Source organism: Alteromonas sp. K632G (assembly GCF_017653625.1).
In the GTDB taxonomy this organism is placed as follows: domain Bacteria; phylum Pseudomonadota; class Gammaproteobacteria; order Enterobacterales; family Alteromonadaceae; genus Alteromonas; species Alteromonas naphthalenivorans.
The window spans coordinates 99,412-111,544 of record NZ_JAGGDM010000002.1 but is presented as its reverse complement, the minus strand read 5'-3'; the positions used below and the strand labels follow the sequence as shown (position 1 = coordinate 111,544).

The window sequence follows — 12,133 nt, the reverse complement described above, 5'->3', positions numbered from 1 at the left end:
CGTCGGTCGCTTGAGTTTGCCACTTAACCCAAAGCGTTGCACCTTCGCTTGTTATTATGGTCTTTACCCCAATACTATTCTATGACTAGATGAAAGAGGAAATGTTGTGCGGTTTTTATTTTTATTGTTTGCCATATTACCCATAGTAGAGATTGCCCTATTAGTTCAGGTGGGCGGGATAATTGGTGGCTGGAATACTATTGGGCTAGTGATATTAACCGCATTCATTGGTGCTTATTTTGTTAAGCGCGAAGGTATAGCAACATTACAAACCGCACAGGCCAAAATGCAGCGCAACGAACTGCCAGGTAAAGAGATGGTAGAAGGCCTAATGCTGGTAGTTGCAGGTATTTTATTGGTTACCCCAGGCCTAATCACTGACGTTCTTGGCTTTATGTTTGCCTTGCCAGGCTCACGCCACCTTATTGCTTCGCAGCTAAGTAAACACATGAAACTACGGGTAGTGACCCAAGCGGGCGGGTTTAACCAACAAACTGGCGGCGGCCAGTACAACCCGTTTGAAAACCCATTCAATCAGCAACAGTCTGGTCAGTCGGGCAGCTCAGATAATGGCGATGTGTTTGAAGGTGAATTTTCAGACAAAACCCAAAATGATACAGATAGACGCCTGAAGTAGTGTGTGCTTTTGGCCTTAAGTGCAGGCTTTGAGCATTAAAATCACTTTTTTTACATTTTTTTGCTCAAAAACCCTTGAACTTACATGGCTACTCCCCCATTTATCCTCGCAGACACGATTTTAACTGCTCGGTAACGAGCAACCCAAGCATACGACATGCAAATAATTGTGTGTCGACAATCATTAACTTGAATAGTGAAATTTTCAGGAGACTTGAAAATGGCAATTCGTCCTTTACACGACCGCGTAATCCTTAAACGCGCAGAGCAAGAAAGCAAATCTGCAGGCGGTATCGTTCTGACTGGTTCAGCAGCAGAAAAATCTACACGTGGCGAGATTATCGCTGTTGGTAACGGCCGCATCCTAGAAAATGGCGATGTTAAAGCGCTAGACGTTAAAGTTGGCGACACCGTTATTTTTAGCGAAGGCTACGGCGTTAAAACTGAAAAGCTGGATGGTGAAGAAGTTCTGATCCTAAGCGAAAGCGACATTCTTGCGATTGTTGAGTAATGACAACTAACGTTAAACGAATTAAGAGAGGAATTTAATCATGGCAGCTAAAGAAGTACGTTTTGGTAACGACGCTCGTACAAAAATGCTTAAAGGCGTAAACACGCTAGCAAACGCAGTGAAAGTTACACTAGGTCCTAAAGGCCGTAACGTAGTACTAGATAAGTCTTTCGGCGCTCCTACCATCACTAAAGATGGTGTATCTGTAGCCAAAGAAATCGAACTTGAAGACAAGTTTGAGAACATGGGCGCGCAGATGGTTAAAGAAGTTGCGTCTAAAGCGAATGACGAAGCGGGTGACGGTACAACTACCGCTACCGTGCTTGCACAAGCTATCGTAACTGAAGGTCACAAGTCTGTTGCTGCAGGCATGAACCCAATGGATCTTAAGCGCGGTATCGACAAAGCAGTTATTGCTGCGGTTGAAGAGCTTAAAGCCCTATCTACTGATTGTGCTGACAGCAAGTCAATTGCTCAGGTTGGTACTATCTCTGCAAACTCTGATTCAGAAGTGGGCGACATCATTGCTCAAGCAATGGAAAAAGTAGGTAAAGAAGGCGTAATTACCGTTGAAGAAGGTCAAGCACTTCAAAACGAACTTGACGTTGTTGAAGGTATGCAGTTCGACCGCGGTTACCTATCTCCTTACTTCATTAACAACCAAGAAAACGGCACTGTTGAACTAGACAGCCCTTTCATCCTATTGGTTGATAAGAAAATTTCTAACATCCGTGAGTTGCTTCCTACCCTTGAAGGCGTAGCAAAAGCAGGTAAGCCACTGATGATCATTGCTGAAGATGTTGAAGGCGAAGCCCTAGCTACACTAGTAGTTAACAACATGCGCGGTATTGTTAAAGTTGCTGCTGTTAAAGCACCTGGCTTTGGTGACCGTCGTAAAGCAATGCTTCAAGACATCGCTATGCTTACTGGTGGTACGGTTATCTCTGAAGAGATTGGTCTAGACCTTGAAAAAGTAGAGCTAGAAGACCTTGGTACTGCTAAGCGCGTTGTTATCAACAAAGACAATACTACTATTGTTGATGGTAACGGCGATGAAGAAGCGATTGAAGGCCGTTGTGCTCAAATTAAAGGTCAAATTGAAGATTCTTCTTCAGACTACGACAAAGAAAAGCTTCAAGAGCGTTTAGCTAAGCTTTCTGGCGGTGTTGCAGTAATTAAAGTTGGTGCAGCTACCGAAGTAGAAATGAAAGAGAAGAAAGACCGCGTTGAAGATGCACTTCATGCAACTCGCGCCGCGGTTGAAGAAGGTGTAGTACCTGGTGGTGGTGTTGCGCTAGTTCGTGCAGCAGCTAAGCTTGCTAGCCTAACTGGCGAAAACGAAGACCAAACTGTAGGTATTAAGCTTGCACTACGTGCAATGGAAGCGCCTTTACGTCAAATCGCTAGCAACGCCGGTGCAGAAGCATCTGTGGTAGTTAACGAAGTGAAAAATGGCGACGGAAACTATGGTTATAATGCGGGCAACGACACGTACGGCGACATGCTAGAGATGGGTATTCTTGACCCAACTAAAGTAACACGCTCTGCACTACAGTTCGCAGCATCAATCGCTTCACTTATGATCACAACTGAAGCCATGATTGCAGATATACCTCAAGACGAAGCAGCGCCTGCAATGCCTGATATGGGCGGTATGGGCGGAATGGGCGGCATGATGTAATCAATTGCTGCCTCTTATAGTCCTTTTAAATCAAGGGTTTATGTTTAATGTATACAGTTAAGTATACGCAAATGTAGACAGTGATGTAGGACGAAAAGAAGCTTTAAGGAAGGCGTTGGGTTTAGACTCAGCGCCTTTTTTTATTAAGTTTTGGGCAGTAGTGTTGAAATAACTGTCTATATATACAATACTGTGAAAAAAATCAGTTGGTGCGCAAATGAATACTTATGAATTAATTAATCTGGATGCCGTGGAATGGCTTAAATCGTTGCCCTCAGAGTCCGTAGATTTATTTATTACAGACCCTCCTTACGAGTCTTTGGAAAAACATAGGTCTAAAGGAACTACGACTCGATTGAAAGTAAGCAAAGGGTCGTCAAATAAGTGGTTTGAAATTTTCCCCAACGAAAGATTTGAAGACTTATTTATAGAAGTTTTCCGTGTACTTAAAAAGAACTCGCACTTCTATCTCTTTTGTGACCAAGAAACAATGTTCTATGTAAAGCCTATAGCTGAGAGATTGGGGTTTAAGTTCTGGAAACCATTGGTGTGGGACAAAGAGAAAATTGGTATGGGTTATCATTATCGTGCCCGCTACGAATTTATTCTTTTCTTTGAAAAAGGTAAAAGGAAGCTAAATAACCTTGGTATACCAGATGTTTTGAGCTGTGCGCGTATAAGGAACGGATACCCCACTGAGAAACCATCGGAACTGATAAAAACATTGGTAGAGCAGAGCACTGTAGAGGGGGACTTAGTTGTTGACCCGTTTTTTGGCTCAGGAAGCGCGGGTGTAGCGGCGCTTGAGCTTAAAAGGAATTTCATGGGCTCTGATATTTCAAAAGATGCTCACGAGCTAGCTAACGAAAAACTGTCCGTACTTGGTGAATGTGTTAATGTTAAAAATAGTGCGAAGTTTGAAGAGTCCACATTGGAAATATCAAAAATAGATGCAGTTGAACAGAAAAATTTAGAGCTAAACTACGCTTAAAGAGGTTGTATGAGTATAGATTCAGGGACGAAATATAGGGATTGGGTTTCAGGTTATATATATGAAAACTTTTCTGGGCGAGGCATTAAGATTTATCAAGAGGTTTCGGTAGGCAAAAGTATTATCGGCAAAAAGCGGACGGTAGATATTTTAGTCTTGAATGAGGCGCAGAATGTAGCAGTTGCTTTGGAATGTAAGCTGCAAAATGTTACCGGAACAGCTGATGAGAAAATACCTTATGCCTTGAATGATGCTCAGTCGATGCAAATGGATAAGTATGTAGTCTATGGCGGAGATGGTTTTAGCAAAGGCGTCAAGCACATGCTGGAAGCCCATGAGTTGGCTTGCTATGCAAAACCACGTAATATGCAAGAAGCTGATTTCAGAAGAACAGCTGACACGAGGGAGTTAGACCATATATTGGCCATGAAATTTAACTGGTGGGACATCGTTGTCTTCAATAAATCGGAATTCACTGGCAGTTCGAGCTTGTAAAAGTGTATTAATTACGCCTTTACGATTATTCGAATTCGATCCGTCAATACAGATTACTTATTGTATCCTAGTGATAGCGCAAATAGCCCCATGTACTCTCATTCGATGCATTGTTGACTGCTTTTATACAAGCTTTTTTCTTCGCTATCATTATTATGCCTTCAAGCATCATGGAACCCACACGCTGGTAGATACAGATATTTGTAAGCAATAATTCTTACTAGGGTCATTTTTATCTAGATTAAGTGCAAGGGTTTCTTTGACAGCCTTAATGCTATTCCTTCGTCCTTACGAAGCCTATCCAATAGACTACGTCGATTCATATTATGCTTGAATCAGTAGAGAATAAGTTGTTAATAGATGAAAAAAGAAAGCCCGTCATAAGACGGGCTAAAAGAAATTCTTAGGGTGTTGTTATTAACGGCTTAATCCCAAACACCAACAGGGTTATCCCAAACACCAACAGGGTTATCCCAAACACCTACATCTTTTGTTGTAACTAACATGTATTAATCTCCGATTTTCCTTGGTCAGCCTAATATCTATAGCAAACCAGTGTATTTAAGACAACTTTTTTATACGAAAGTTCGCTTCTGAGGATTAATTTCAACCCTTCAATGGGGGACAAGATTTTACTCCCTATCATCAGCGGATGCAAATGGTTGTTTAGGTTTTTCTGGTTTTGATTTGTGCCACCAAAACGTTATTCCTTGGTACGGGAATACCCCGTGATTTAGTTTATATTTTTTTCTGCGAACATTTGGGTTCTGTCGATCACTTTCTAAATCTTCAGGGTGATTTGATTTAGCTCCAACCTCAATACCTAGAGGAAAGCCAATTTCAAGCTCCATATACTCTGTGGGGGTCAACGTTGTCCAAACCTCGGTGTCGTCATACTTCTTAAAAGTTCTAGAGCAAAATGATACCTTAAAACCTTTACCATCTTTAGTTGATGGAAGGTTGACCGTAGTTTCAAATTCTTTGACCCCTCGCCCTTTACTATAGGAAATTAGTTTTTTCATTTCATCATGTGAAAGCTCATTGTCACCAATTGTTGCTTCATGTATTTCAAGGGCTTCTTGGAGCCGTGGATCCAAATCACATGATACTCCACAACGGATGGGGTGATTTTTAATTTCCAAATCACTTAAGTTATAAAGTATATGAGTAGTAGTTACATCACAAACAAGTATCTTATTTTTTTCAGAATCACTGAGGCCTAGCTGGGCGGCTAACTCATCAGTAATTTCACTAAGCTCATATGACATTGAAGCATCACGTTTAATGAGCGCTTGATCTAATACTGATCGTTTAACTTCTTTAAAAATCAGGTCGGGAATAATTTTTTTAAATACGGCACTTAATACATCTTTGCTAACTTCCTGCTGAAATACCTTAAATTCCTCATTTTGTTTTTTTCTTGTCATTGACTCGACTGTATAGCCGAGTGCGGCAGCAATCATTAAAGCAACACCAGCCTCTTTGAAGAATAAGCTAATAATTGTGGTTACTAGTTCTGGGCTTGATATTTTTGGAAGGACGTAAGATAAGAGCTTAGAAAGTAATATCGATACAAACCCGGCGGTAAATACTTTTATCAAAAATATCTTGTCTTCAGAATCCCAAAATTTAAGCGTTTCTTTTGAAGTTATATTGACATCACTATCGTCCTTGCTGCTTTCTTTGTCACTTGCGTTTATTGTCATATGTTCATCCTTGTAGTCAAAAAATAAATATATCAGATGCTTGCTGATTTTAGAAAGAACTTGGGTGGGATAGGAATGAAAAAATTTGCCGGCTGATGGTTAAAAAGAAAAGGTAAAAGTAAGTATTGGTCTTTGTTTGCATACCCTACGTAACTAGAATTAGATATTTGCTATAAGACAAAATTTTTAAAACTTACTGTACGTTTGCTTAAACACGATTACCTGCTATAAATTCAATAGTATAACTCTGAAAAATAATCGTTCACCGCTAGCGTACATACATGTAACAGTGACTTGCTTGCAGCGAGCACATATTAAAAGAGCAACCTGCACAATGGATGTGAAGAACAGTGGCATAAGGAAAGCGTTACCTGTTTTAACGTTTACATTTTTTGTATTTGCGCTAATTCTCGTCTGGTGCTTTTTTACCCTAAATCACAGTAATTTCTTTCATCAATTAAATGTTAGGCACTTCAAATACACGTCTGAATTAAGCGAGCAAATTTCTGCGCCCGCAGAACTTTTTTCAGAAGCGCACCCTGTGAAATTAGATGATATTCGTCAAACCATTCTCAACATTCGTGAGCAGCCTTTAGATTGTTTGTCGATGATTGGTAATACAGAGCGTTTTATCATGAAAATTATTGGCACAGAGTCGGTTATTGATATTTGTACTCGCGACGTTCAAAGTGCTAATAGTTCATTGGCTGCGCTGGCCGATTATGAAGCGGGTAATGTTAGTCAAAAAACATTACAAGACCAGATTGTAAAATCGCTTAGGGATTTTAGAACAAACTCTTCTGACTTTGAGATGCCCGTCGAGAAAACGGTAAATTTCGTGGCTAACATTACCCTCTCTATTATTATTTTGTCATCAATAGTGGTTTTGTTATTTGCTGCATTTATTTCTCGGGCTGTGTCATCGGGGCTTACCAGCAGGGAAGAGGCGATGAAAGCCTTAGCTGAAAGCGAGAAACGAAATAAACAAATGGCGCATACCGACACGTTAACGGGCTTGCCGAACAGAAACTTGCTTGAACATACTGTAGACAAAGCCATTAATATGTCGGAGCGCAGTAATTTGCCCTTCGCGGTGATGTTTATCGATCTGGACCGTTTTAAAGACATTAACGATAGCTTAGGTCACGCGTTAGGCGACACGCTTTTAGTCACTATGGCGCAGCGAATTTCCGATGCAATTCGCGCTACCGATGTGGTGGTTCGTTTTGGTGGTGATGAATTTGTGGCGGTAACAGACTGTTTTGAATCAATTGAAACCATTGATTTCATTGCCCACAGAATATTAGACACTATCAGTAAACCTGTGCGGCTTGGCAATAACGACTACTATATCACTGCGAGTATAGGTGTAGCCTGCTACCCACAAAACGGCGCCAATTCCTCCTTGTTGCTAAAGCACGCCGATACGGCAATGTACCAAGCTAAAGAGGCGGGCAAGAATCAGTATCAAGCATTCGATAAATTATCGGCCATTAAACAAAACCGCAAACTAAAACTGGTAAGTCAGCTTCATCATGCTATTGCTAACAATGAGTTTAGCTTAGTTTATCAACCCATTGTTAGGCTTGAGGATGGCGTGACAGTTGGGAGTGAAGCGCTATTAAGATGGACTAACCCAGATAACGAAGCCATTGGTCCCGATGAGTTTATTCCTATTGCCGAGCATTCGGGACAAATTATTGATATAGGAAATTGGGTATTACAACAAGCGTGCGAACAATGCAAAGCGTGGCATGATGCAGGTGCTAAACATCATGCTATGGCAATTAATGTGTCATCACATCAGCTTAAAGATCAGCATTTTGCGCAAAGGCTCGCAGATATTCTGGCTAGCTTATCGTTGCCTGCAGAGTGTATACATATTGAGGTAACCGAGAATATTGCCATTATGGAAGAGCAAGCCTGCGTTGCATCGCTGTATAGGTTATCTGAGTTGGGTGTGCAACTGTTACTCGATGACTTTGGTACGGGGTATTCGTGCCTAAGCTATCTTAAGAATTTACCTTTTGATGTGTTAAAAATAGACAAAAGCTTTATGCCTGCAAATAACACTATTGCTAGCACCATTATCGCCATGGGACACGAACTGGATATGGAGGTGGTAGCTGAAGGCATTGAAACTGATATGTGTTACGCAATGCTAAAGAAGCTAAACTGCCAATATGGGCAGGGATATTTATTCCAAAGGCCAGTGCCAGCTAGTGAGTTCGATATCTACAAGCAATACAAATGCAGTGTTCCTGAGCTAGCTTAATAGCGCAAACGGTATGTGCTTTTAGTCAGTTGGCTTGGATAAAAAGGTATTGTCTAAGTGTCGCTGAACAAGAGGTTGCTTATTTATTACGACACAAACCGGCGTACTTCATCCAGTTTGGACAGGTGTTGGCATCATCGCAGCGCCATCTTACGCCACTTAAGTCATACTTTTCTTTTAAAAGGTAAGGCTTAGATTCTAGATTAATGATTTCGATATACTGGTAGTTTTCCCAGCGAATGAAGCAAGCATGTGAACCTGGATTCACCGGGCGTATTCTTATTTCAATGCCATCGGGATTGGGGCGTGAGATCAAGCAGCTTGTTGCGCCGCACTTGTCAGCGTGCGCAGTTGAAGGCACATAAAAGAATGTGAAAAATAACAAGAAAACAATTAGACGCATATACGCGTAAATCGCAATATTACTTGCTGGCTCACAATGCTTTTCCTGCCTTAACCTGAATTATAGTCTTAATACAATTTTAGCGTGGTATTGGCAGTTTGCTTGCCCAATGAGAATATGTGGCAGCCTGAACCGCTATTATTAACCTATTGAAGTAACTTTTATGCCCGTGCAAACGCAAGGTGGTGAATGCGGTATACTTGGCCATATAAAATTAATTAATAGGTATCTTAATGGCATCTGCATCCGCGTTACACATTCTGGTTAAAACTGAAAAAGAAGCTTTTGCGATATTAGAGCAACTTAAGAAAGGGAAAGATTTTAGTACCTTAGCTAAACGCCATTCTACGTGCCCTTCGGGAAAGCGAGGTGGTGATTTAGGTGAATTCCGCCGCGGCCAAATGGTAAAAGCGTTTGATGATGTGGTGTTTAAAAAAGAAGTGCTAAAGGTACATGGGCCAGTTAAAACCCGCTTTGGCTACCATTTAATAAAAACCCTATATAGAAACTAGTGCTATCCTAGCTACTACCAATATAGCTACTATCAATATAGCTAGGGCACCCAACGCTCGCCGCAGACGCCATGTTTGGTATAAATGCGGTACGGGCTGTTAAAAGTGTGAATATCTTCACGCAACGCTTTGCCGTGGTCTACTTCAATAAATGGGGTACTAGACGCTGTACCTTGGCTGTCTAGTACGTAGTAGCGTGACGCGTACTCCGTTAATTGCATTTTATTTTCTTGATCCACATCGGTAAGGCGCACGCGCGTTACGGCTTTAAATCGAGTGTTGGGATTGGTGATTGAGAGCAGCTTTTTATAAAAATAGCCTTTATCAGCTTGATGCTGAGAAAACGCATTAAGAATGTTAATTAATGCTTTTAGCCCAATGGCTTCGCGCTGCAGCATAAAATCATGTTGGGTATAATTCGCGTTTTGCGCTACTTGGCCTGCGGTGTAGACTTGCTCTTCTTCTAAGCCTGTCAGGTAGTCTTGGCCTTCTTCATTGTAATTAATCAACGCCGCGGTATTCATGTTTATCATGTAATCGCTGATACCGGCAGGTAGCACTTCAAACAGCAAAACATCCGGGGTAACTACGCCACGCTCTTCTGGGGCCTGCGGGCCTTTGGGAACGCAACTATCAGAAATGAAATAGTAGTACTGCCCAGCATTCATTGCATGCGCAGAAGGCTGGAACATGGCTAGACTAACCAAAGTTCCTAAACAAAACAAAAAACACTTACTCATAACGCAAATCCGCAACAGCAAGGCATCACATGATTCGCATTATGCAACACCGTAAAATAATGTTGCTATTGTAACCTGTAAGAGTGCTCGGTCGATAGCGAACCTATTTTTATTTGGCACCTTTCTCTATTGCCTGTATTTCACTCCACAGGGTTTCCGACTCTTCTGTTATTTTAGCGTAGCTTTTCATATCGCCATTGCGTTGTGCCACCATGGCTTTCTCTAATAGAGCGTTATATTGCTTACGCATTTTTTTAGTAGGGTTGGAATTAAACATGCCGAACATAGTAGGTTCTCTTTATAAACGAATAGGTTTTTTACATACGCTGAGTGTAGCGTGATCACCTGACATGTTTTAAATATTTGTAATGGAAATTTATCTTCGCTGCCTATCAATACTAAATTCAATACTTGTTGATTCATAAAATTAATACTCTTGCCAAACCGCATTAATTCCCGCTATGCCAACCTTATATAAATTATAGTTATGACTCGTAGCAAAATAATACTAGTTGAGCATGTGCAAATACCGTAAGTTTCTTCGCTGAGTAATAAAAGTGACGATGATATACGCGACTTTTATAGCTTTTAAAAGAGTGTTTTAGCGTAAATGAGGGATGAAAACAGTTTTGATTTCCAAAAGGCATGTTAAGCATAAGTGAATAAAATGGCTTGTTCATCTATAAAGGATGTCATTCTCGTGGAGCCTGGACGTGAGGAGAAGCGTGTGAAAATCATAGTATTAAACGAATCAAAAATACCGATGCCACTATCCAATGTGGAGAAGCGCTGTGCAGTAACCCCATCAAGTGTGCAACGTTTGGTGAAAAAAGGGGCTGAGCTTCACATAGAAAGTGGGGCTGGTTTGTTATCGGGATATGCTGATAAAGAATATGTGGATGTAGGTGGAATTATTATTGATGATGTGAATAGTGCATTATTAACAGCCGATATGCTTGTTAGCGTAAATAAACCGGCTGAATCTCAACTGTCGGTGATGAAAAAAGGGGCCATTGTGGTTGGCCATCTTGACCCTTTCTTTGAGCAACCGCTGGTTGAGTCAATAGCAAACAAAGGCTTAACGGCTATTTCAGTTGAAATGATCCCTCGCTCATCTCGAGCCCAAAAAATGGATGCGCTAAGTTCACAAGCGAGCCTTGCCGGTTATGTCATGGTAATGCAAGCCGCGAACTACTTACCTTCTATATTACCTATGATGATGACACCGTCGGGAACAATAAAGCCCGCCAAAGTGTTCATTATTGGTGCTGGCGTGGCTGGCTTGCAAGCTATTGCAACGGCGAAACGATTAGGGGCGAACGTACTTGCCTACGACACGCGCCCCGTTGTTGCTGAGCAAGTGGAATCTCTAGGCGGTAAGTTTCTTAAAATCGATATTGGCGAAACGGGTCAAACTAAAGATGGCTACGCCAAAGAGCTCACCGATGAACAAAAAGCGAAGCAGCAAGACGCACAGCGTGATGCTATTGCTGATTCAGACATTGTTATTACCACGGCACAGCTGTTTGGTCGCAAACCGCCAGTGCTAATTAGCAAAGAGACTTTGGCACTAATGAAGCCTGGTAGCGTGGTGGTCGATATGGCAGCCCAATCTGGCGGTAACGTTGAAGGTTCTGTGGCCGGTGAAGTAGCCCAAGTGAATGGTGTAACAGTGATAGGCACCGGTAACTGGAGCCAAGCGGTTGCCCGCGCAGCCACTGATATGTACGCGAATAATATTTATAACTTGGTCGATGAATTCTACGACACCGAAACCAACGCGTTTGGTTTAAATCTAGAAGACGATATTTTAAGTGGCTGTGTTATTGCTCATAACGGCGCAATTACCAACGACATGTTAACCAACGCCTACAAAGGAGCGTAATCATGGAGATTATCTATTTACTGTTTATTGTGCTGCTTGCTGGTTTTCTTGGGTTTGAGTTAATTCGCAAAGTACCTGCGACTTTACACACGCCATTAATGTCGGGCTCTAATGCTATTTCAGGTATTACGTTAGTGGGCGCATTGGCAGCATCTGGTGGCGACAACAATGTGTTGACCACGGTATTAGGAACGGCGGCGGTAGCGCTTGCCAGCATTAACGTTGTGGGGGGTTACCTAGTAACCGATCGCATGCTAAGTATGTTCAAAAAGAAAGATAAAAAATAAGGAGTATGCAA

Annotated in this window: 13 protein-coding genes; 9 read left to right on the top strand and 4 right to left on the bottom strand. The window is 41.6% G+C overall.

Annotated features, from left to right (window positions below; genetic code table 11):
• The first annotated feature begins 106 nt into the window (after positions 1 to 106).
• The 5 genes from J5X92_RS03165 to J5X92_RS03145 all read left to right on the top strand — a co-directional run bounded on the left by J5X92_RS03165 (position 107) and on the right by J5X92_RS03145 (position 4,314).
• Entirely contained in the window at positions 107 to 637 is a 531-nt protein-coding gene (locus tag J5X92_RS03165) for an FxsA family protein (RefSeq protein WP_159533995.1), read from the top strand.
• A 219-nt stretch (positions 638 to 856) separates the two neighbouring features.
• The gene (locus tag J5X92_RS03160) at positions 857 to 1,147 is read left to right on the top strand and encodes a co-chaperone GroES (RefSeq protein ID WP_013786601.1); all 291 of its coding nucleotides are present in this window, start codon (positions 857 to 859) and stop codon (positions 1,145 to 1,147) included.
• A 40-nt stretch (positions 1,148 to 1,187) separates the two neighbouring features.
• The gene (gene groL / locus J5X92_RS03155) at positions 1,188 to 2,828 is read left to right on the top strand and encodes a chaperonin GroEL (RefSeq protein WP_208804604.1); all 1,641 of its coding nucleotides are present in this window, start codon (positions 1,188 to 1,190) and stop codon (positions 2,826 to 2,828) included.
• A gap of 217 nt (positions 2,829 to 3,045) precedes the next feature.
• Positions 3,046 to 3,819, top strand: coding sequence for a site-specific DNA-methyltransferase (locus J5X92_RS03150; RefSeq protein WP_208804603.1), 774 nt, complete (start codon positions 3,046 to 3,048; stop codon positions 3,817 to 3,819).
• Positions 3,820 to 3,828: 9 nt separating this feature from the next.
• Entirely contained in the window at positions 3,829 to 4,314 is a 486-nt protein-coding gene (locus J5X92_RS03145) for a PD-(D/E)XK nuclease superfamily protein (RefSeq protein WP_126874094.1), read from the top strand.
• Positions 4,315 to 4,946: 632 nt separating this feature from the next.
• Here J5X92_RS03145 and J5X92_RS03140 read toward each other — a convergent pair.
• Complete coding sequence (locus J5X92_RS03140) at positions 4,947 to 6,020, bottom strand: hypothetical protein (protein ID WP_208804601.1); 1,074 nt, start codon at positions 6,018 to 6,020, stop codon at positions 4,947 to 4,949.
• Positions 6,021 to 6,354: 334 nt separating this feature from the next.
• Here J5X92_RS03140 and J5X92_RS03135 point away from each other — a divergent pair, with 334 nt between their 5' ends.
• The gene (locus tag J5X92_RS03135) at positions 6,355 to 8,295 is read left to right on the top strand and encodes an EAL domain-containing protein (protein WP_208804599.1); all 1,941 of its coding nucleotides are present in this window, start codon (positions 6,355 to 6,357) and stop codon (positions 8,293 to 8,295) included.
• 79 nt (positions 8,296 to 8,374) lie between these two features.
• Here the strand turns inward: J5X92_RS03135 and J5X92_RS03130 are convergent, their stop codons facing one another.
• The gene (locus tag J5X92_RS03130) at positions 8,375 to 8,563 is read right to left on the bottom strand and encodes a hypothetical protein (protein WP_208804597.1); all 189 of its coding nucleotides are present in this window, start codon (positions 8,561 to 8,563) and stop codon (positions 8,375 to 8,377) included.
• A gap of 368 nt (positions 8,564 to 8,931) precedes the next feature.
• Here J5X92_RS03130 and ppiC point away from each other — a divergent pair, with 368 nt between their 5' ends.
• Entirely contained in the window at positions 8,932 to 9,210 is a 279-nt protein-coding gene (gene ppiC / locus J5X92_RS03125; RefSeq protein ID WP_129740400.1) for a peptidylprolyl isomerase PpiC, read from the top strand.
• A gap of 41 nt (positions 9,211 to 9,251) precedes the next feature.
• Here the strand turns inward: ppiC and J5X92_RS03120 are convergent, their stop codons facing one another.
• Both J5X92_RS03120 and J5X92_RS03115 read right to left on the bottom strand, forming a co-directional pair.
• Positions 9,252 to 9,950 (bottom strand): hypothetical protein, encoded by a 699-nt coding sequence (locus J5X92_RS03120; RefSeq protein ID WP_208804595.1) that lies wholly within the window; start codon positions 9,948 to 9,950, stop codon positions 9,252 to 9,254.
• A gap of 109 nt (positions 9,951 to 10,059) precedes the next feature.
• Positions 10,060 to 10,236 carry a DUF6435 family protein gene (locus tag J5X92_RS03115; protein ID WP_129740398.1) on the bottom strand — a complete coding sequence of 59 codons (177 nt, stop codon included), beginning with the start codon at positions 10,234 to 10,236 and terminating at the stop codon, positions 10,060 to 10,062.
• A 441-nt stretch (positions 10,237 to 10,677) separates the two neighbouring features.
• On the opposite strand from J5X92_RS03115, the gene J5X92_RS03110 reads away from it, so the two are divergent.
• Together J5X92_RS03110 and J5X92_RS03105 are read left to right on the top strand one after the other, a co-directional pair.
• Positions 10,678 to 11,835, top strand: coding sequence for an NAD(P) transhydrogenase subunit alpha (locus J5X92_RS03110; protein WP_208804593.1), 1,158 nt, complete (start codon positions 10,678 to 10,680; stop codon positions 11,833 to 11,835).
• A gap of 2 nt (positions 11,836 to 11,837) precedes the next feature.
• Positions 11,838 to 12,122, top strand: coding sequence for an NAD(P) transhydrogenase subunit alpha (locus J5X92_RS03105; RefSeq protein ID WP_013786518.1), 285 nt, complete (start codon positions 11,838 to 11,840; stop codon positions 12,120 to 12,122).
• The last annotated feature ends 11 nt before the right edge of the window (positions 12,123 to 12,133 follow it).

What these genes read in the sequence shown, in the direction of transcription:
- J5X92_RS03160 (WP_013786601.1), top strand. Translation starts at nt 857, where the DNA reads ATGGCAATTCGTCCTTTACACGACCGCGTAATCCTTAAACGCGCAGAG.
- groL (WP_208804604.1), top strand. Translation starts at nt 1,188, where the DNA reads ATGGCAGCTAAAGAAGTACGTTTTGGTAACGACGCTCGTACAAAAATG.
- J5X92_RS03150 (WP_208804603.1), top strand. Translation starts at nt 3,046, where the DNA reads ATGAATACTTATGAATTAATTAATCTGGATGCCGTGGAATGGCTTAAA.
- J5X92_RS03145 (WP_126874094.1), top strand. Translation starts at nt 3,829, where the DNA reads ATGAGTATAGATTCAGGGACGAAATATAGGGATTGGGTTTCAGGTTAT.
- J5X92_RS03140 (WP_208804601.1), bottom strand. Translation starts at nt 6,020, where the DNA reads ATGACAATAAACGCAAGTGACAAAGAAAGCAGCAAGGACGATAGTGAT.
- J5X92_RS03135 (WP_208804599.1), top strand. Translation starts at nt 6,355, where the DNA reads ATGGATGTGAAGAACAGTGGCATAAGGAAAGCGTTACCTGTTTTAACG.
- ppiC (WP_129740400.1), top strand. Translation starts at nt 8,932, where the DNA reads ATGGCATCTGCATCCGCGTTACACATTCTGGTTAAAACTGAAAAAGAA.
- J5X92_RS03120 (WP_208804595.1), bottom strand. Translation starts at nt 9,950, where the DNA reads ATGAGTAAGTGTTTTTTGTTTTGTTTAGGAACTTTGGTTAGTCTAGCC.
- J5X92_RS03115 (WP_129740398.1), bottom strand. Translation starts at nt 10,236, where the DNA reads ATGTTCGGCATGTTTAATTCCAACCCTACTAAAAAAATGCGTAAGCAA.
- J5X92_RS03105 (WP_013786518.1), top strand. Translation starts at nt 11,838, where the DNA reads ATGGAGATTATCTATTTACTGTTTATTGTGCTGCTTGCTGGTTTTCTT.